Source organism: Achromobacter sp. HZ34 (assembly GCF_002209485.1).
Taxonomy (GTDB): domain Bacteria; phylum Pseudomonadota; class Gammaproteobacteria; order Burkholderiales; family Burkholderiaceae_B; genus Bordetella_C.
The window spans coordinates 794,849-813,920 of sequence record NZ_NJIX01000001.1 but is presented as its reverse complement, the minus strand read 5'-3'; the positions used below and the strand labels follow the sequence as shown (position 1 = coordinate 813,920).

The following is a 19,072-nucleotide window of genomic DNA, read 5'->3' as shown; positions in this document are numbered from 1 at the left end:
ATTACAGGGCCGCCGTCACCATGATCTCGACACGGATGTCGGGCGCGGCCATTTCGACCTGGCCGCAGCAGCGAGCGGGCTGTTGGCCGGGCACGACCCAGGCGTCGTACACCTCGTTCATGCCCGCGAAGTCCTTCATGCTGGACAACCAGATGGTGACCATCAAAGCCTTGGACTTGTCGGTGCCGGCCGCGGCCAGCATTTCGTCGATCTTGGCCAGGGTCTGGCGGGTCTGGCCGGCGATGTCCAGGCTGCGGTCGTCGGCGGTGTGGCCGGCCAGGTAGACGGTGCCGTTATGGATGACGGCGCGCGAACGGCGTGCGTTCTGATCGAGACGGATGATGTTCTGGCTCACTGCTGGACTCCCTTGCCGGATTCGCGGCGGGCGTGGTTGAGAGCGGCCTGGATCAGGTTGTCGCTGGCTTCGGGGGTGCGGAAGGCGGAGTGCGCCGACAGCGTGACGTTCTCGATCTTGGTCAGCGGATGGCCGGCCGGCATGGGTTCGGTGACGTACACGTCCAGGCCGGCGTGCAGCAGCTTGCCCGATTGCAGGGCTTCGATCATGGCGTCTTCATCGACCAGGGCGCCACGCGCGGTGTTGATCAGGATGGCGCCGTCGCGCATGCCGGCGATGCGTTCGCGCGAGATGATGCCGCGCGTTTCATCGGTCAGCAGCAGGTGCATGGACACCACGTGGCTTTGCGCCAGCACGTCTTCCAGCGGCAGGAATTCGATGCCTTCAGCCTGGCGCGGGGTGCGGTTCCAGGCGATCACCTTCATGCCGGCGCCGCGCGCCAGGCGCGCCATTTCAGCGGCGATGCCGCCATAGCCCACCAGGCCCAGCGTCTTGCCGGTCAGCTGCACACCGTCCGAACGCAGCCAGTTGCCGGCGCGCATGCCGCGGTCCATGCGGGCAAAGCCCTTGGCGGCGGTCCACATCAGCGCGAAGGCGCACTCGGCCACGGCGGTGTCGCCATAACCCTTGATGATGTGCACGGTGATGCCGATTTCCGCCAGTTCTTCCGGGTTCATGTACGAACGCGGACCGGTGCCCAGGAAGACCACGTGCTTGAGTGCCTTGCACTGGCGCGCGATGTCTATGGGGAAGTGGGTGTGATCGACGATCATGATCTCGGCATCGCCCAGCACGGCGGGGATCTGATCGGGCGTGATGTCGGGTTGCCGGTTGATGGTCAGCGGCATGTCGCCGGGCTGGTGCAGGCGTTCGGCCACGGCGCTGAGCGTCGGATTGGCATCGATGAAGCAGGCTTTCATGGAACTCCCTAGGTAAGTTGGGTGCTGGTCTCGAATGAAGCGTCAGGCTTGCAGCCGCGCTTCGGCAAAATCGGCGAGGGCATTGCCCATGTAGATCTCCGCGTAACCGGCGCGGGTCAGGGCAATGACGTGGTCCTGGTACTGCGTGATGTGCGCGGTCATCAGCGCTTCGACCCGAACCAGGTCGCGCGCCTGCAGGGCGCGCACGATGTCGGGGTGATCGTTGCGGGTGTCGGCGCGGCGCGACTTCAGGTCCAGCCAGCGCGCGAAGCGGATGCGTTCGTTGATCGAGCGCACCGAGCGCAGGAATTCTTCGTTGCCGGCCAGCGCGGCCAGCCGCTCGTGGAAGGCCTCGTCGCGTTCCAGCAGGTGCAGGGCCTGTTCGTCGGTTTCCGGCGTGTCGCGATTCTGCTCGATGAAGTCGGCCAGCTCACGCAGTTGTTCGTCGGTGGCGCGCTGGCACACCAGGCGCACGACGCCCAGTTCCACGGTCGCGCGGTATTCGTACAGGTCGAGAATCTGGCGCACGTCCAGCGGCCGCGCGGAATAGCCGCGATTGGGCGTGGACACCAGGAAACCTTCGGCCGCGATACGGTTCAACGCCTCGCGCACCGGCGTGCGGCTGACGCCCAGGCGCTTGGCCAGTTCCACCTCGTTGACACGCTCCCCCGGCCGCAAGCGGAAGGTCGTCGCCATGGCCTTGATGCGGGCATAGACCTGGGCAGGCGTGTTGGCGGGAGAGTCCATGGCGGTTCTCGGTAAGTGCGCATAGATGTGTATACAGTTTCGTATTATCTATGGTTAGGCGATTGGCCGGCTGTTTTTTTTATTCGGGGATATCCCTAGGTAGGGGGATGGCGCCGGTGCCAGCCTGGACCTGCGCGGGCAGGCGCTCCTTGAGGAAATCCACCAGGCAGCGCACCGCCGGCGGCACGGTGGCCGACCAGGGCCGCAGCGCATAGATGGTCTGGCCGAAGAAACCGATGACGCGCCAATCGGGCAGGATGGGCACCAGGTCCGCGGTATCCGCCAGGGCGCTGAAGTCCGGCAGCAGGCCGATGCCCAATCCCCCCCGCACGGCATCGCGCAGGGCCTCGCTGTTATTGGCGCGGAAGCGGCCGCGAATGGGAATGTCGATGCGCGCAGGCTCGCCCGCCCGAGGCACGAAGGACCACATGTCGGCGGCGCCCGGGCGCAGGTAATGCAGGCAGACATGCTCGGCCAGCGCCCGGGGATGCGCGGGTGCGCCATGGCGGGCGACGTAATCGGGGCTGGCCAGCAGGCCGGCTTCGGTGTGCAGCAGCGGCCAGGCGACATACGATTCCGGCACGTTGTCGGCATGGCGCACGGCCAGGTCGAAGCCCTCGTTTTCCAGGTTGACGAAGCGGTCCGCCAGATCCAGTTCCAGGGTGACTTCGGGATAGGCCTGCAGGAAGGGCGTGACCAGCGGCGCCAGGTGCTGGCGGCCGAACGCCACGGGCGCGCTGACGCGCACCAGGCCGCGCGGCTGGTCCATGGTCTGGCGGGCGGCGTTGACGCTGTCGTACAGCGCCCCGAAGGCATTCTGCGCGCCGCTCACCAATAATTGGCCGGCCTCGGTCATGGAGACGGATCGGGTGGTGCGCCGCACCAGCGGCAGGCCCAGGCTGCGTTCCAGGTCATGGATGCGGCCGCTGACCGAGGCCTTGGAGATGCCCAGCCTGCGCGCGGCCTGGGTAAAGCTACGGGTCTGGCTGACAACGGTCAGCAGGTAGATGTCGGCGACGTGGGGGGCGATGGTGTCGGCGCTCATGGGGGCCTATTGTTCAAAATATCGAACATTAATATCACACTTTACTGACTTATCAAGCTTGGGCGCCTTGCCTAGACTTCACGGGTCGCACAAACAGGGCAGCGCATCCCCAGAGATGGCTCCCACGGACATCGAGCCCGGCCGCATGGCCGCCAGGGCGATGCACGGAACCAGACACGCACCAGGAGGATTTACATGGCTACCAACACAAATTCCAACACTCCCGTCGTCGGCCACTGGATCGATGGCAAGAGCGCCGCCGGCACCGGCACCGGCCGCCTGCCGATCTACAACCCGGCCACGGGCGCGGTCAGCGCCCAGGCCGCCCTGGCCGCGCCGGCCGATGTGGACGCCGCCGTGGCCGCGGCTCGTGCCGCCTTCCCGGCCTGGGCCGACACGCCCCCCCTGCGCCGTGCCCGCATCATGTTCAAGTTCCTGCAACTGCTGCAGGAAAACCGCGAACGCCTGGCCCACGCGATCACCGCCGAGCACGGCAAGGTGTATGAAGACGCGCTGGGCGAAGTGGCGCGTGGCATCGACATCGTCGAATTCGCTTGCGGCATTCCGCAATTGCTCAAGGGCGACTACACCGAACAGGTGGCAGGCGGCCTGGACAACTGGACCGTGCGCCAGCCGCTGGGCGTCGTGGCGGGTATCACGCCGTTCAACTTCCCCGTGATGGTGCCCATGTGGATGTTCCCCGTGGCCTTGGCCGCCGGCAACACCTTTGTGCTCAAGCCCAGCCCCATCGACCCGTCGCCGTCGCTGATCCTGGGTGAACTGCTGACCCAGGCCGGCCTGCCGGATGGCGTGTTCAACGTGGTGCAGGGCGACAAGGACGCGGTGAACGCGCTGCTGGAGCATCCGGACGTCAAGGCGGTGTCCTTCGTCGGCTCCACGCCCATCGCCAACTACATCTACGAGACCGGTGCCCGTCACGGCAAGCGCGTGCAGGCGCTGGGCGGCGCCAAGAACCATATGGTCGTGATGCCCGACGCCGATCTGGAACAGGCCGCCGACGCGCTGATCGGCGCCGGCTTCGGCTCGGCCGGCGAGCGTTGCATGGCGGTGTCCGTGGCCATGCTGGTAGGCGATGTCGGCGAGAAGCTGATTCCCATGCTGGTGGAACGCGCCAAGACGTTGAAGGTGCGCAATGGCGAGGACCGTGCCGCGGAGATGGGTCCCATCGTGACGGCCGCCGCGCATGCCAGGATCACTGGCTACATCGAGCAGGGCGAGAAAGAGGGTGCGCAGCTGCTGGTCGACGGACGCGGCTTCGATGGCAAGCAGGCTGGCGACGGTTGCGAGAATGGCTTCTGGATGGGGGCCACGCTGTTCGACAAGGTGACGCCCGACATGCGCATCTACAAGGAAGAGATCTTCGGGCCGGTGCTCAGCTGCGTCCACGTGAAGGATCTGGCCGAAGCGGTGGCGCTGATCAACGCGCACGAATTCGGCAACGGCGTGGCCTGCTTTACGCGCGATGGCCAGGTGGCGCGTGAATTCGGCCGCCGGATCGAGGTGGGCATGGTGGGTATCAACGTGCCGATTCCGGTGCCGATGGCGTGGCAGGGGTTCGGCGGCTGGAAGCGTTCGCTGTTCGGCGATATGCATGCCTATGGTGAAGAGGGCGTGCGCTTTTACACGCGCCAGAAGAGCATCATGCAACGTTGGCCGGACAGCATCGGCAAGGGCGCCGAGTTCACGATGCCCACGCCCGGGGGCGCCTGAGCAAGTTTCGGAGGAGCGCGGCGGCGATGTGGCGGGTAATATCCCTGCCATCGCGCCGCGTGGCGCTTCCTTCGAGATCTGCCCTACATGACCGCATCGAAGACGGCCCCGGCGGCCAAGTCCGCCGGCAAGAAAACCACGGCGACCAGGCGCGCCGCGACGACATCCGTAGTCCTTCAAGAGGCCGCCGAGGCGACCGTGCATCGTTGCGTCTGGGCGGGCGAGGATGCCCGGATGCGGGCATATCACGACGACGAATGGGGCGTTCCGGAATACGACAGCCGGGCGTTGTGGGAAAAGCTGATGCTGGACGGGTTCCAGGCCGGCCTGTCGTGGCGCACCATCCTGCATAAGCGCCCGGCGCTACGCAAGGCTTTTGCGGATTTCGACCCGGCCAAGGTCGCCCGTTTCACCGAGAAAGACGTCGAGCGCCTGTTGCAGGACGCCGGCATCGTGCGCTCGCGCGCCAAGATCGAAGCGACGATCCGGGGTGCGCGGATCTATCTGGACATGGCCGGGAAGGGCGAGGATTTCGCCGAATTCTGCTGGTCTTTCACCGAAGGCAAACCGGTACGCACGGACGGGATCGTGCGCCTGACGGCCAGCCCCGTGTCCGAGCAGATATCCAAGGAATTGAAACGACGCGGGTTCAAGTTCGTCGGCCCGGTGATCGTCTATGCCTGGATGCAGGCCGTCGGCATCGTCAACGACCACGACAAGGCCTGCTTCCGCCGCAAGGAAGTCTCACGCGATTTCTGCGGCCTGCGCAGCGCCGGCAAGACGGCCGGCGCCACCAGGCCGGCCAGAAGCAAGGCCGCGAAGCTGGCGTGATCCTGGTCCGCCGCGGCCTGGCGTCAGGGCCTCGGGATGAGGCCGGGATGTCCTGCCCTGCTGGCGCAGGAAGGCGCAACCCCATCTGCCCGGCGGCGCGGGCGTGGCGGCTACGCAGGCATCAATGCCCCGTCTTAATGCCCCGTCTCAATGCCCCGTCGCCGGGTAATTCGGTCCCGGGTCGCTGAAGCCGCCGTTGCTCCAGGGATTGGCGGCGCCGGGATGGGGCGGACCGGGCTGATCGAAGCGGTTGTCGGCGCAACCGCCCAGCAGCGCGGCGGCGAAGGCTGCGGCGACGCACCAGGCGGCGGCGCGGCGGGGAACGGGTCGTAGCGGGTCGGATCGTTTCTGCATGATGGAACTCCTTGTCGCGGCACTGATGCCGCCACGCCGCAAGCGTAGCGCAAAGTTCATGCCGTAGCGCATGTTCCAGCGCTACCGAGAGCGCTCCTTGCCCGCTTGGGCACATTTCCTGCTATTTCTGGCGTCTCCTTCTCCCCCTCGGAGCATCGTCATGGCTGGCACCGCATCCCGCACCCTCTGGAAGGGCGCCATCTCCTTCGGCCTGGTCCACATCCCCGTGGGCCTGCATACCGCCACCCGTGAATCCGGGGTGGATTTCGACTGGCTGGACAAGCGCACCATGGACCCGGTGGGCTACAAGCGCATCAACAAGCGCACCGGCCGCGAAATCGACCGCGAGAACATCGTCAAGGGCGTGGAATACGAAAATGGGCAGTACGTCATCATCTCGCCGGACGAGATCGAGGAAGCCTACCCCCGCACGACGCAGACCATCGAGATCCTGCGTTTCGTCGAAGCCGGCGCCGTGCCTTTCGTGTACCTGGAGCGTCCGTACTACGTGGCGCCGATCAACAAGGGGCAGAAGGTGTACGCCTTGTTGCGCGACACCTTGGCCAAGTCGGAGAAAATCGCCATCGCCAAGGTGGTGATCCAGACCAAGCAGCACCTGGCGGCGCTGATCCCCGCCGGCGATGGCCTGGTGTTGAATCTGATGCGCTGGGGCGACGAGATCAAACCCATGGAAGAGTTGGACTTGCCCAAGGCCGGTGCCAAAAACATGTCGCCCAGCGCCGCCGAATTGAAGATGGCGCGCATGCTGGTGGACGATATGAGCGGCAAGTGGGATCCGGATGAGTTCAAGGACGAGTTCCGCGAGGCCATCATGGGTCTGGTAGAGAAACGCGCCAAGGCCGGCCAGACCGAACAGGTATTCGAGCCCGAGGAAGACGCCCCCGCGCATGGCGACAACGTGATTGATCTGACAGCGCTGCTGCGCCAGAGCCTGAAGGGCGGTAAGGGGGGCGGCGCCAAGGCAGGCGGGACGTCCCAGTCGCGCAAGGCTGCCAGCGAGGACAGCGCAGAGGACGAGGAGGCCAAGGCTCCGGCTCGCAAGACGGCGACGAAGGCCAAGGCCGCGCCGAAAAAGGCGGGTGAGACCGCCGCGGCGGCGCGCAAGACGCCGGCCAAGGCGGCAAAGAAAACCGCGAAGAAGCGCAGCGCCAAAACGGCTTCGGCGGGGACGTCCCGCAAGGCGGCGTGATCCATGGCCGATACCCTGCAGACCTATCGCGCCAAACGCGACTTCAAGGCCACCACGGAGCCGGCCAGCGGCGGCGAGTCGAATCCCGAGGCACCGGTCTTCGTGGTCCAGAAGCACTGGGCATCGCGCCTGCACTATGACTTTCGCCTGGAACTGGACGGCGCCATGAAAAGCTGGGCGGTGCCCAAGGGCCCGTCCCTGGACCCCACCGTCAAGCGCATGGCCGTGCAGGTGGAAGACCACCCCCTCGCCTATAACCAGTTCGAGGGCACCATACCGGAAGGCCATTACGGCGCGGGCAAGGTCATCATCTGGGATGAAGGCACGTGGACGCCGCTGGTGGACGCGCGCAAAGGGTACCGCGAGGGGCACCTGAAGTTCGACCTGCACGGGGTCAAGCTGCACGGCCGCTGGGCCCTGGTGCGGATGAAAGGCAAGTCGGACAAGCAGCCGCCCTGGCTATTGATCAAGGAAAAGGACGACGAGGCGCGCACCGACCACGAGTTCAGCGTGGTCGACCAGATGCCCGACAGCGTCGTCCCGTTGCGGGAAAAGCCGGCGCCAGCGAAGGGCAAGCCGGCCCCCGCCAAGGGCAAGTCTGCCAGTCAAACGAAGCAGATCAAGCGCGCCTCGGCAGACGTGGCGGCGGCACCCGCAGCGACCGATCTCCCAGGCGTGGCCGCAAAACTGCCGGCAACCCTCCAGCCGCAACTGGCGACGCTGTACGCCGGCAAGCCCCCCACGGGCGACGAATGGCTCTACGAACTGAAGTTCGACGGCTACCGCATCCTCGCCCATATCGACCATGGCAAGGTACGCCTGTACACCCGCAACGGCCACGACTGGACCGCGCGCCTGCCGCACCTGGCGCAGTCCCTGGCGCAACTGCCGATCACCGATGGCTGGCTGGACGGCGAGATCGTCGTCCCGGACGCCGAGGGCCGTCCCAATTTCCAGGCCCTGCAGAACGCCTTCGACAGCGATCGGACGACCGGCATCGTGTACTACCTGTTCGATGCCCCGTACCTGAGCGGCCGCGACCTGCGCACGGTACCGCAGGAGGAACGCCGCGGCTGGTTGGCCAAAGTCCTGGAACGAGGTCCGGGCGAGCCGCTGCGCTTCAGCGAGACCTTCGATGCACCGCCGGGCGACCTGGCGGCTTCGGCCTGCCAGATGGGGTTCGAAGGCCTGATCGGCAAGCGGCGCGAGTCCACTTATGTTTCGCGCCGTTCGGCCGCCTGGATCAAGATCAAGTGCGGCCAGCGGCAGGAATTCGTCATCGTCGGCTACACCCCGCCGCAGGGCAGCCGGCGTGGCTTGGGCGCCTTGCTGCTGGCGGTCAACGAGAAGGATGGGTCGTTGCGTTATGCCGGCAAGGTGGGAACGGGCTTCGACGATGCCACGCTGGACCGGGTATACAAGCGCCTGGCGCCGATGGAGACGGACAAGGCGCCGGCGGCGCTTTCCGGCAAACCGGCCGAGCGAGCGGTGCACTGGGTGAAACCCGAGCAAGTGGCGGAGGTCGCGTTCGGCGCGTGGACCGACGGCGGACACGTCCGGCATGCTGTGTTCAAAGGCCTGCGCGAAGACAAACCGGCCAGCGCCATCACCCGCGAACGTGCGGCCGTCGCCGCGGACCTGAAGGTCCCCGTCGCCCAGACGAAGCCCGCGCCCAAGGCCAAGGCCGCCGCGACTGGCGGCAGCAAGTCGGCAAGCAAGGTGCCGGAAAGCGATGCCGCGGCCGACAACGCTGCAACGCGCAAGACTACGGCGGGCAAAGCATCGTCAAGCAAGACATCGTCAAGCAAAGCATCGTCAAGCAAAGGCCTGCGCTTGACGCACCCTGACCGGGTCATCGACACCAGCACGGGTATCACCAAGCTCGACCTGGCACGTTTCTACGGCCTGGTGGCGCCCTTGCTGCTCAAGCATCTGGACCAGCGCCCGGTGTCGCTGGTGCGGGCGCCGCAGGGCATCGATCACCAACTGTTCTTCCAGAAGCACCTGGAAGCTCCCATGCCGGAGGTGCGTGATCTGCCCCAGTCGCTGTACCCCGAACACCCGCCGCTGCTGGAAGTCCCCACCCCCACGGCCATCATGTCGGCCGTGCAGATGAACACGGTGGAATTCCACACCTGGAATGCCGTCCATACCGCCATCGACACCCCCGACCGCATGCTGTTCGACCTGGACCCCGGTGAAGGCGTGACGTGGCCACAGGTGGTGCAGGCTACGCAGCTGGTCCATACCCTGCTGGACGAGATGGGACTGAAGGCCTGGCTGAAGACCAGCGGTGGCAAGGGCCTGCATGTGGTCGTGCCGCTACGCAAACAATATGGCTGGGACACCATCAAGGACTTCTCGGCCGCGGTGACCCGCCATCTGGCCAAGACGCTGCCCGATATCTTCGTCGCCAAGAGCGGCCCGAAGAATCGCGTCGGCCGCATCTTCGTCGACTACCTGCGCAATGGTTTCGGCGCCACCACGGTGGCCGCCTGGTCCGCGCGTTCCCGCCCCGGCCTGGGGGTCTCCGTTCCCATCACCTGGGAGGAGTTGAAAAAGCTGAAAAGCGCCGCGCAGTGGACGATCTCCAATATCCAGGACAGGATGGACGTTGCCGATTCCCCTTGGGACGACTACACCCCGCAGGACGTGCGTCCCGCCATGAAGGCGCTGGATTTCAAGCCCGAGGACTAGGGTCCTTCCAGGCTCGTGCGCACCCGGACGATATGCGTTCGGCATCGGCATCCGGCCGCGCGGCTGGCGGACCGCAATGCTCGATGGCCGTCCAGGCGTCGCCTACGCCGCCAGCGCTTCTTCCGCCGAGACGCCCAGGCTCGCCAACAGATGGTTGCGCAGTTCCACCACGCGCGCCTCGCGCGCAGCGCCTTCGGTGGGCAGATCCACCTGGACGTCCACGCTGAGCCTGCCCTGGTCCAGCACGATGATGCGTTGAGCCAGATGGATGGCCTCGTCCACGTCATGCGTGACCAGCAAGACAGCGGGCTGGTGGGCCTCGCACAAGCGCCGCAGCAGGGCGTGCATGCGCAATCGGGTCAGCGCGTCCAGCGCACCGAAGGGCTCATCGGCCAATAGCAGCTCCGGTTCCCGCACCAGCGCCCGCGCCAATGCAACCCGTTGCTGTTCCCCACCGGACAATTCCGCCGGCCATGCGCCTTCGCGTCCGGCCAGTCCTACCTCGGCCAGCGCCGCGCAGGCCCGTCCACGCGGATCCGAACCGCGCAGGCCATACGCGACGTTATCCAGCAGGCGTTTCCACGGCAGCAGCCGTGCATCCTGGAAGACCACCGACAGGCGCTCCGGCACGCTCAGTTCACCGTCGCCCCGGACCTCGTGGTCCAGGTTCGCCAATGCGCGCAGGAACGTGCTTTTACCCGAACCGCTACGGCCCAGCAGCGCCACGAATTCACCACGCCGGATGTCCAGGTCGATACCATCCAATATCGTGCGCGAGCCGAAGGCCCGATGCAGCGCACTCACGCGCACCACACTGTCCTTTCCGTTCAATCCGCCAGGGTTTTGCGCCATTTGAGTACCTTGCGTTGCAGTAGACGCACCAGGGCGTCGGAGCTCAGGCCCAGCAGCGCATAAAGCGCCAGGCCGACGATGATCACTTCCGTCTGTCCATAGGTCCGCGCCAGCTCGATCATGTAGCCGATGCCGCTGGTGGAGTTCACCTGTTCGACCACCACCAGCGCCAGCCACGAGTACGTGACGGCGAAACGCAGGCCCAGCAGGAAGCCGGGCAGGGCGCCGGGCAGCACGACATGGCGGATGAATTCCCAACGGCCCACGCCCAGGGTTTCCGACAGTTCCAGATAGCGGCTGTCGATGGCGCGCAGGCTGTCGTGGGTCTGGATGTAGATGGGGACGAAGACGATCAGGGCGATGGCGGTGACTTTCATGCCTTCGCCTATGCCCAGCCACAGCATCAGCAGGGGCACCAGCGCCAGGCTGGGGATGGACCGCTTGATCTGCACGGGGCCATCCAGCAGGTACTCGCCGATGCGGCTCAGGCCGGACACCACGCCCAGGACGCCGCCTGCGACCACGCCCCAGAACAAGCCTTGCAGCGCGCGCCACAGGGAAGTCTCGAAGTTGGTCCACAGGCGGCCGGAGCCGATCAGGTCGGCGGCCGTGCTGACGGCCACCCACGGGGGCGACAGCGTGCGGCTGTCGATGAAGCCGGTCCAGGATCCTATCGTCCAGATCAACAGCAGCACGATGGGGCCCAACGCGGCGCCGTAGCGGATCGGACGGCCCGGTCCCAGCCGTGGACGGCGGCGTATCGCAGCGCTGCGCGCGCTTGCCGCAACCGGCGCCGCGGCGGTGATGGTGGCTGCCGAAGCGGTCGCCGATACCGGCGCGGCCTCAACCGGCTGCAGGGGCCGAGGCCGGCCGGAAGCGCTGCCAGCGGGGCCACGTCCCGACAAACGCCGCAGTGCGCCCAGGGTAGATGCGTTCTGGCTCATCAAGGTTTCTCCAGCGCCTTGGCGGCAACGAACTCATAGCGTCGGTCGAAAAGATCGGCGGCATTCAGGCGCGGCTTGCTGGTTTCCTTGGCCAGCAGATCGATGGTGGCCTGCTGCCGCTCGATCACGGCATTCCAGTCCGCGGGAATATCCGGCTCGCCGGCGGATTGGATCAGGTAGCGGCCGGCATCGGCCTTCAACCCTTCGTGCTCGACGTAGAAACCTTGCACCCACTGATCCGGATGATCGTAGATCCACTGCGTGGCACGCGCCCAGGCCTTGACGTACTCGCGCACCGCCGCGGCCTTGGCCGGATTCTCCAGCACCGACTGCAGTCCATAGATGTACCAGGGGTCGTCACGCAGCCCATGCGAAATCACCTTGGCGCCGTTATGACCGTAGTTGGCGATATAGCGCGGCTGGTTGGCTTCGGCGATGGGGGCGGCGTCGACCAGCTTGCTGGCCAGGGCGCTGACGTAGACATCACCGGTGCTGGGCATCTCCACCAGCGTCACGTCCTTCTGCGTCAGGCCGGCTTTCTGCAGGATGCGCAGCACCAGTGCGCCTTGCGCCTGGCCCGGACTGTAGGCGATCTTCTTACCCTTCAGATCGTTGATGCTGTCTATCTTCGCGCCGGGTGCGATACCCAGTTTGTAGATGGGATGGTCGATGGGATCCTTGCGAAATGACGCCGCCACGATGCTCACCGGCAGGCCCGTCCACGTCGCATGGATGGGCGGAATGTCGGCCACCGAACCCAGGTCCAGTGCATTGGCGCGGAACGCTTCTATCGTGCGCGGGCCGCCGCTGATATTGGCCCATTCGATCTTGAAGGGCAGCTTCTGCAACTCGCCGGACAGCTCCAGCGCACGCTGGGTCTTGGGATCGCCGATGCGCAACACGGTGCCCGGCGGCACCGTGTCGGGAAGGGGCGTGGTGTTTTGCGCGGCCTGGGCGGCGGTGGCGGTGAACAGCAAAGACAGCAAGGGCAGCAGCAGGCGCCGCGCGTAGCGCGAGGCCAGGCGGATCGGTGAGTCGGGCAGGTGCATTTCTTTCTTGTTCCAGGGATGCACGGCGTGGACGTCGCCGTTCGAACGACGATTGTCAGCCCATTGCCCCCCGTTCTTAACAGCCGATTTTTCATATCGATATGGCATACCGCGCCTGCGGCGCGCGGCCTTTCCCAAGAAATGGATCGGACAAAGATTCTCAAAGGGTTCTCTAAAAAACCCCTTTCCTTTGTTCTAAAGAACCCTGCCAAGGAATCGGACAAAGATTTTTAAAAGGGTTTTTTTAAAAAACCCCCTTTTCTTTTTTTCTGAAGAACCCTGCTCAAAGCCGCAACCGGGCGTGCCGTCATATCCATATCGCCAGACCATCGTTCCGGCCCGCTGGCGGTATCGATAGCATCCACGGGTTTCCCATTCGGATCATGAACCTTGAGCTCACGCAGAAAATTCCTGGAGAAGGCCGCCGCGCTGGCAGCGTCCGCCGCCGCGGTGCCGGCCTCCGCGTCCGCGCAAGCCACCGCGCTGGCGGACACGCCACTCCCCGTGCCGCCCTGGAGCAAGACGCCGGGCGCGCCGGTCGGCGGCCAACGCTACGGCAAGCCATCGGCCTTCGAGAAGAACGTGGTGCGCGGTGTCCGTGCGACCGACAAGCAATACATCTCTTCGTCCTCGCGCACACCCATCGCCGAATTGGACGGCATCATCACGCCCAACGGCCTGTTCTACGAACGGCACCATGGCGGTGTCCCGGACATCGATCCCGCGCAGCACCGCTTGCTGGTGCACGGCCTGGTGCAGAAGGAACTGTTGTTCTCCGTTGAAGATCTGCGCCGCTTCCCCTCGGTGTCGCGCATCCACTTCCTGGAATGTTCCGGCAATCCTGGTTTCGACGTCTACGGGAAGACGGCGGCGGACGCCAATGGCTTGATCAGCTGTGCGGAATGGACGGGCGTGCCGTTGCGCACGGTGCTGGAAGAGGTCGGTTTGCGGCCTGACGCCCACTGGGTGATCGCGGAAGGCGCGGACGCGGCGGGGATGACACGCAGCATACCCATCGAAAAATGCCTGGACGACGCCTTGCTGGTGTACAGCCAGAACGGCGAACGGTTGCGGCCGGAGCAAGGCTATCCCTTGCGCCTGCTGCTGCCGGGCTTCGAAGGCAATATGAGCGTGAAGTGGCTACGCCGGCTGCATGTCGTCGCGGAGCCCGTCTACTCCCGCGAGGAAACGGCGAAATACACGGACCTGATGCCCGACGGAACCGCGCGCAAGTTCACCTTCCACATGGAAGCCAAGTCCATCATCACCGCGCCTTCGGGTGGCCAGCGTCTGCCGGGTCCCGGTTTCCATGAGATCCGTGGCATCGCGTGGAGCGGGCGGGGCAGGATCCAGCGGGTGGAGGTATCCGTCGACGAAGGCAAGACGTGGCAGGCAGCCCGGCTGCAGGAACCCGTCTTGAGCAAGGCCGTCACGCGCTTCAATTTCGCCTGGCGCTGGGAGGGCGCGCCGGTGGTCATCCAGAGCCGCGCCATCGACGAGACGGGCTATGTGCAACCGACGCTGGAGGCACTGGTGGACGTGCGGGGCCTGAATTCCGGCTATCACAACAACGCCATCACCCCGTGGCGCGTGGCGGCCAGCGGCGAGGTGACCAATGCGCGCCTCTAAGAGTGCCTTCATGTTGCTTGCAGCAGCGGTCTGCGCGCAGGCGCAGGCCGCCCCCTATGGCCTGGGCACGCCAGTCACGCCCGCGCAGATATCCGGTTGGAATATCGATGTGGCGCCGGATGGCAAGAACCTGCCGCCCGGCAGCGGCACCCTTGCGCAGGGCCAGCAGCTCTATGCGGCGCAATGCGTGGCCTGCCATGGCGCCAAGGGCGAAGGCGGCATCGGTGATCGCCTGGCTGGCGGCTTCGGCACGCTCAAGGACAAGAAACCGATACGCACGGTAGGCAGCTACTGGCCTTATGCGACGACGCTGTTCGACTACATCCGCCGCGCCATGCCGCTGACCGCGCCGCAAACACTGAGCGACGACGAGGTCTACGCCGTCACGGCCTATGTACTGTCGCTCAATGGCCTGTGGCCGGAGGGCCAAGCCGCCGACGCGCGGACCTTGCTGAAGGTCCGCATGCCCAACGTCGACGGCTTCGTGGCCGACCCACGGCCGGACGTGCCTTGAACCGCCTTTACTCCGACGGCCGCGTCTGCGTCAGCCCGGTGGGCGGGCCGTCGATGGCGGTCCAGCCGGCGTCCACGGCCAGGCTGCTGCCGGAGATGTAGCTGGCGGCGTCCGACGCCAGGAAGGCCACCGCGGAGCCCACTTCCGACGGCTGGCCCCAACGGTTCAGCACCGTATGGCCGGCATAGGTTTTGTAGATGTCCTGCTTTTCCTTCAAGGGCGCGGTCAGGCGCGTTTCGATGATGCTGGGCATCACCGCATTGACGCGCACGCCGTAGCCGCCCACCTCGGCCGCGAAGGCCTTGACCATCTGCGCGATGCCGGCCTTGGTGGCGGCATAGATGCCCAGTCCCGGCTCGATGGTGACGGCACGCATGGAGGAACACAGGATCAGGCTGCCCGAGCCTTGTTTCATCATGGGCCGGCCGAAGCTGCGCATGAAATGGAAAGCGCCCTTGAGGTTCAGGTTGACCACCTGGTCGAACTCGTCCTCGGTGTAGTCGACGATGAGCTTGCGGATGTTCAGCGCGGGCGTGGCTACCGCGATGTCGACCCGGCCATGGTCGGCCAGGGCCTTGTCGGCCAGGGCCGCGATGGCGGCGCCGCTGGCCGCATCGGTTTCCAGCCAGCTGGCCGCGCCGCCCTCGCTGTTCTCCTGGATCTGTTGCGCCGTGGCGCGTGCGCCGGCACCGTCGCGATCGGCGCACAGCACGTGCGCACCCAGGGCGCCCAGCGCATGGGCCGAGGCCTGGCCGATGCCCGAGGCCGCGCCCAGGACGACGGCGATCTTGCCTTGCAGGCTGAATAGCTGGGGGTAGTTGGTCATCAGGGACTCCATCAACTTGGTATGACAAATACAAAGGGCAGTAGGTGGTGCGTCATGTAGCGCACTTCAATGCGGCAGCATCCATGCCAGCGGGCCGGTCTGCAGATAGACGAGCAAGGACAACACGGCCAGCAGCAGCACGCTCCAGCCAATCACCTTGCGGAAGATCAGGCCTTCCTGCCCTATGATACCGACCGCCGCCGCGCCGACCGCGAGGCTTTGCGGGGAGATCATCTTGCCCAGCACGCCACCCGACGCATTGGCCGCCGCGAGCAGGGCGGGATTCAGGCCCGTAGCGTTTGCTGCCGCTACCTGCAGCGCGCCGAACAGGGCATTGGCCGAGTTGTCCGAGCCGGTCACGGCCACGCCTATCCAGCCTATCACCGGCGACAGGAACGCGAAGGCGGGCCCGGTCTGCGCCAGCCACACGCCCAGGGTCACTGTCTGGCCCGAGTAGTTCATGATGAAGGCGATGGCCAGCACGCACAGCACGGTGGGAATGGCCCAGCGCAACTGCCGAATGGTCTCGCCATAGGTAACGATGGCAGTCTTGGCGCTCACGCGCAGCAGCAGGGCGGACAGGATGCCGGAAAGCAGCAGCAGCGAACCCGTGGCCGACAGACTGTTCAGGGTAAAGGACGTGCCCACCTTGGCGCCGGCCGCATTGGTGATGCTCAGGCCGGGCCAGGGGAAGCTGACGGTGCCCACGGCCAGCCACTGCTTGACCACCTGCATCTGCGCCAGCGCGAAGATGGCGATGATCAGCATATAGGGCAGATACGCTTGCAGCATCGCGCCGGTGGTGGGGCGCAGCGGCGTGCCGGGCGGCAGCCAGGCGCCGACGCTATGGGGCTGGGCCATGGACAAGTTGCCTTGCGCGCCGCTGCCGTAAGCCGTGGGCTCCATGCCGTCGATGGAATCGGGACGCGGGCAACGCCAGACCTTGAGGAACACGATCAGGGCGGCGGCCGATCCCAGCGCGCCGATGACGTCGGCCAGGGCCACGGAGATGAAAGTGGCGCTGGCCCATTGGCTCAGGCCAAAGCCGACGCCGGAGACGATGGCGGCGGGCCACACTTGCGCCAGTCCGCGCTTGCCGTCCATCAGGCCGACCAGGATCAGCGGCACGAAGGCGGCGATCAAGGGCGTCTGATGGCCGACGATGGCGCCCAGATGGTCGAAGGGGATGTTGGTGACTTGCGCCAGCGTGGTGATGGGCACGGCCAGGGCGCCGAAAGCCACGGGCGCGGTATTGGCCACCAGGGCCAGCACGGCCGCCTTGATCGGGCGGATGCCGATCGCCAGCAGCATGGCGCCGGAGATCGCGATGGGCGTGCCGGCGCCGGCCAGCGCTTCCATCAGGGCGCCGAAGTTATAGGCGATGAGGATGGCCTGGATGCGGGGATCCGGGCTGATCATCGCGAAGCTGTCCTTCAGGATGGCGAAGTGGCCGGACTTCACGGTCAGGTTATAGAGCCAGATGGCGTTGACGATGATCCACAACACCGTCAGCACGCTGAAGGCGGCGCCGTAGACGCCCGAGTTCAAGGTCGCGCCCACGGGCATGCGATAGGCCAGGACGGCGACCAGGATGCACACCACCAGGGACACCAGGGCGGCCAGGTGGGGCGCGACGCGCAGCCAGCCGAGCATGATGAACATGGCCAGCAGGGGCAGGGCGGCGCACAGCGACGATAGGAATAGCGACCCGCCGACGGGGTCGTAGATCTGTTGGAACATGGTTGTCTCCTCTGTCCCTCCGGGTCGGACCCGGAGGTTTTTTTCCCGTCGGGCGGGTCTTTCTTATTCGACTGGCGCTGGGTCAGGCCGCGATCCGTGCACGGCCCCTGTCAGGGTTGAAAAAAGGGCACGGGCGTCATCAGGCGGTTTTCCTGGCTGACCACATAGGCTGCCTCGGCGCTCTTGACGAGGTAGGCGGCCCACTCGGGATCCTTCTGCAGGGCCTGGCGGCGCGCTTCGCGATCGGCGGCGTCGCGATAGACCCAGATGTGCGTGTAGCTGTTCACATTGCCGGTGTCTGCCTGCATATAGGCCAGCGGCTTGCCCAGGTGGCGGCTCTGGATCGCATAGCCGTGTTCGGCATAGAGGGCCAGGTGCTTCTTGGTGGTGCCGGGACGGCAGGTGTAAGTGCGGACGTCGTAAAGCATGGAGGCTCCTTTCTGTGTGTAGCGGTGTAGCTGTGTAGCGATCTGGTGGGGTAATCGTGTGGTGGTGTAGCGCTGCGGCACTGGCGCAAGCGGCCGGTCCGCGTCGGGATCAGTTCGCGGAGGGAATCACTCCGCGGTGGCGCCTGACTGCTTGACGAGGTCGCGCCAGCCCACCACGTCCTGTTCGACGTATTTCTGGAATGCGGCATGGCCGTCGCCGACGGGATCGGCGCCCAGCCCGCGCAGCTTCTCCTGCACGGCGGGGTCGGCCACGCTTTGCGTGATGACGGTCGACAGCTTGTCGACGATGGCCGCGGGCGTGGCGGCCGGCGCGAACAGGCCGAACCAGGAACGGGCCGTCAAGGCGGGATAGGCGGTCTCGGAGAAAGCCGGCACATTGGGCAAGGCGGCGTGGCGGTGGTCGCCGGTCACGGCCAGTGGCTTGATGCGGCCGGCCTGCACCTGGGACAGCACTTCCGGCAGGTTGGCGAACATGAGCTGCACCTGTCCGCCCATCAGGTCGTTCAGCGCCTGCGCGCCGCCCTTGTAAGGCACGTGCGTCATGCTGGCGCCCACCACCGTATTGAACTGCGCGCCGGCCAGGTGGGCGGCGGTGCCGGTACCTCCGGACGCATAGTTGAGGCGGCTGCCGCCGGCTTTGGCATAAGCGGCCAGCTCGGCCACGTTGTTGGCGGGCACGGACGGGTGCACGACCAGCAGCAGCGGCACGGAGGCAAGATTGGACAGGGCGGTGAAGTCCTTGGTCAGGCTGTAGTCCAGCTTCTGGTACAGCGTCGCATTGATGGCATGGCTGGACGTGGCCATCAGCAGCGTGTAGCCGTCCGGCTCGGCGCGCGCGGCCATGACGGCGCCGATATTGCCGTTGGCGCCCGCCTTGTTTTCCACCACCACGGCCTGGCCCAGGCGCACCGACATGGCTTGCGCGACGGTGCGCGCGATGACGTCGGTGGCGCCGCCCGGCGCGAAGGGCACGATGACCCGCAGCGGGTGATCAGGGAAGTCGGCGTGGGCAGCGGTGGCGCCGCTGGCAAGGGTCAGGCTGACGCATACCCGCGCCAAGGTCTTCAGCATCTTGTTCATCTCGTCTCATCCAGTTCCGCGCGCTTGGTCCCCAGGCGCGTCTTGTCCCGCCGTGTCGTGGCGAGATCCAGGCTGGACTGTACGCAGGGGCAGACGCGG

18 protein-coding genes are annotated in these 19,072 nt (G+C 66.0%); 6 read left to right on the top strand and 12 right to left on the bottom strand.

Going from position 1 to position 19,072, the window contains the following annotated elements; translation table 11 throughout:
* Position 1: 1 nt before the first annotated feature.
* From CEY05_RS03430 to CEY05_RS03415, 4 genes are all read right to left on the bottom strand, one after another.
* Positions 2 to 355: a RidA family protein gene (locus CEY05_RS03430; protein WP_088595970.1), complete on the bottom strand. Its 354-nt coding sequence runs from the start codon at positions 353 to 355 to the stop codon at positions 2 to 4.
* Positions 352 to 1,275 carry an NAD(P)-dependent oxidoreductase gene (locus CEY05_RS03425; protein WP_088595969.1) on the bottom strand — a complete coding sequence of 308 codons (924 nt, stop codon included), beginning with the start codon at positions 1,273 to 1,275 and terminating at the stop codon, positions 352 to 354. The genes CEY05_RS03430 and CEY05_RS03425 overlap by 4 nt, the downstream gene beginning before the upstream one ends.
* A gap of 42 nt (positions 1,276 to 1,317) precedes the next feature.
* A complete protein-coding gene (locus CEY05_RS03420; protein ID WP_088595968.1) occupies positions 1,318 to 2,022 on the bottom strand; it encodes a GntR family transcriptional regulator in 705 nt (234 codons plus the stop codon).
* Between the two features lie 79 nt (positions 2,023 to 2,101).
* Entirely contained in the window at positions 2,102 to 3,067 is a 966-nt protein-coding gene (locus CEY05_RS03415) for a LysR family transcriptional regulator (RefSeq protein ID WP_088595967.1), read from the bottom strand.
* 195 nt (positions 3,068 to 3,262) lie between these two features.
* Here CEY05_RS03415 and CEY05_RS03410 point away from each other — a divergent pair, with 195 nt between their 5' ends.
* Both CEY05_RS03410 and CEY05_RS03405 read left to right on the top strand, forming a co-directional pair.
* On the top strand, positions 3,263 to 4,798 hold the full coding sequence (locus CEY05_RS03410) for a CoA-acylating methylmalonate-semialdehyde dehydrogenase (protein ID WP_088595966.1): 1,536 nt from the start codon (positions 3,263 to 3,265) through the stop codon (positions 4,796 to 4,798).
* Positions 4,799 to 4,885: 87 nt separating this feature from the next.
* Positions 4,886 to 5,629 (top strand): DNA-3-methyladenine glycosylase I, encoded by a 744-nt coding sequence (locus CEY05_RS03405; RefSeq protein WP_088595965.1) that lies wholly within the window; start codon positions 4,886 to 4,888, stop codon positions 5,627 to 5,629.
* A gap of 147 nt (positions 5,630 to 5,776) precedes the next feature.
* On the opposite strand, the gene CEY05_RS30765 is transcribed toward CEY05_RS03405, so the two are convergent.
* Entirely contained in the window at positions 5,777 to 5,983 is a 207-nt protein-coding gene (locus CEY05_RS30765; protein ID WP_143220266.1) for a hypothetical protein, read from the bottom strand.
* A gap of 160 nt (positions 5,984 to 6,143) precedes the next feature.
* Between CEY05_RS30765 and CEY05_RS03395 the strand changes: the two genes are divergently transcribed.
* Together CEY05_RS03395 and ligD are read left to right on the top strand one after the other, a co-directional pair.
* The gene (locus tag CEY05_RS03395) at positions 6,144 to 7,193 is read left to right on the top strand and encodes a Ku protein (RefSeq protein ID WP_088595964.1); all 1,050 of its coding nucleotides are present in this window, start codon (positions 6,144 to 6,146) and stop codon (positions 7,191 to 7,193) included.
* A gap of 3 nt (positions 7,194 to 7,196) precedes the next feature.
* The gene (gene ligD / locus CEY05_RS03390) at positions 7,197 to 9,890 is read left to right on the top strand and encodes a DNA ligase D (RefSeq protein ID WP_088595963.1); all 2,694 of its coding nucleotides are present in this window, start codon (positions 7,197 to 7,199) and stop codon (positions 9,888 to 9,890) included.
* Positions 9,891 to 9,992: 102 nt separating this feature from the next.
* Here ligD and CEY05_RS03385 read toward each other — a convergent pair whose 3' ends face one another.
* Genes CEY05_RS03385 through CEY05_RS03375 form a run of 3 tightly spaced genes read right to left on the bottom strand, consistent with a single transcriptional unit; the run spans position 9,993 to position 12,735 of the window.
* Positions 9,993 to 10,742, bottom strand: coding sequence for an ABC transporter ATP-binding protein (locus tag CEY05_RS03385; protein WP_088595962.1), 750 nt, complete (start codon positions 10,740 to 10,742; stop codon positions 9,993 to 9,995).
* Positions 10,718 to 11,686 (bottom strand): ABC transporter permease, encoded by a 969-nt coding sequence (locus CEY05_RS03380; protein ID WP_233161330.1) that lies wholly within the window; start codon positions 11,684 to 11,686, stop codon positions 10,718 to 10,720. The genes CEY05_RS03385 and CEY05_RS03380 overlap by 25 nt, the downstream gene beginning before the upstream one ends.
* On the bottom strand, positions 11,686 to 12,735 hold the full coding sequence (locus CEY05_RS03375) for an ABC transporter substrate-binding protein (protein WP_088595961.1): 1,050 nt from the start codon (positions 12,733 to 12,735) through the stop codon (positions 11,686 to 11,688). The genes CEY05_RS03380 and CEY05_RS03375 overlap by 1 nt, the downstream gene beginning before the upstream one ends.
* A 390-nt stretch (positions 12,736 to 13,125) precedes the next feature.
* On the opposite strand from CEY05_RS03375, the gene soxC reads away from it, so the two are divergent.
* Both soxC and CEY05_RS03365 read left to right on the top strand, forming a co-directional pair.
* Entirely contained in the window at positions 13,126 to 14,364 is a 1,239-nt protein-coding gene (gene soxC / locus CEY05_RS03370; RefSeq protein WP_088595960.1) for a sulfite dehydrogenase, read from the top strand.
* A 10-nt stretch (positions 14,365 to 14,374) separates the two neighbouring features.
* On the top strand, positions 14,375 to 14,878 hold the full coding sequence (locus CEY05_RS03365; protein WP_233161329.1) for a c-type cytochrome: 504 nt from the start codon (positions 14,375 to 14,377) through the stop codon (positions 14,876 to 14,878).
* Positions 14,879 to 14,885: 7 nt separating this feature from the next.
* Here CEY05_RS03365 and CEY05_RS03360 read toward each other — a convergent pair whose 3' ends face one another.
* The 4 genes from CEY05_RS03360 to CEY05_RS03345 all read right to left on the bottom strand — a co-directional run bounded on the left by CEY05_RS03360 (position 14,886) and on the right by CEY05_RS03345 (position 18,973).
* A complete protein-coding gene (locus CEY05_RS03360) occupies positions 14,886 to 15,704 on the bottom strand; it encodes an SDR family NAD(P)-dependent oxidoreductase (RefSeq protein ID WP_088595958.1) in 819 nt (272 codons plus the stop codon).
* A gap of 66 nt (positions 15,705 to 15,770) precedes the next feature.
* Positions 15,771 to 17,444, bottom strand: a complete 1,674-nt coding sequence (locus CEY05_RS03355) for an L-lactate permease (RefSeq protein WP_088595957.1) — start codon at positions 17,442 to 17,444, stop codon at positions 15,771 to 15,773.
* 110 nt (positions 17,445 to 17,554) lie between these two features.
* A complete protein-coding gene (locus CEY05_RS03350) occupies positions 17,555 to 17,872 on the bottom strand; it encodes an NIPSNAP family protein (RefSeq protein ID WP_088595956.1) in 318 nt (105 codons plus the stop codon).
* A gap of 126 nt (positions 17,873 to 17,998) precedes the next feature.
* Positions 17,999 to 18,973: a tripartite tricarboxylate transporter substrate binding protein gene (locus CEY05_RS03345; RefSeq protein WP_088595955.1), complete on the bottom strand. Its 975-nt coding sequence runs from the start codon at positions 18,971 to 18,973 to the stop codon at positions 17,999 to 18,001.
* Positions 18,974 to 19,072: the final 99 nt, after the last annotated feature.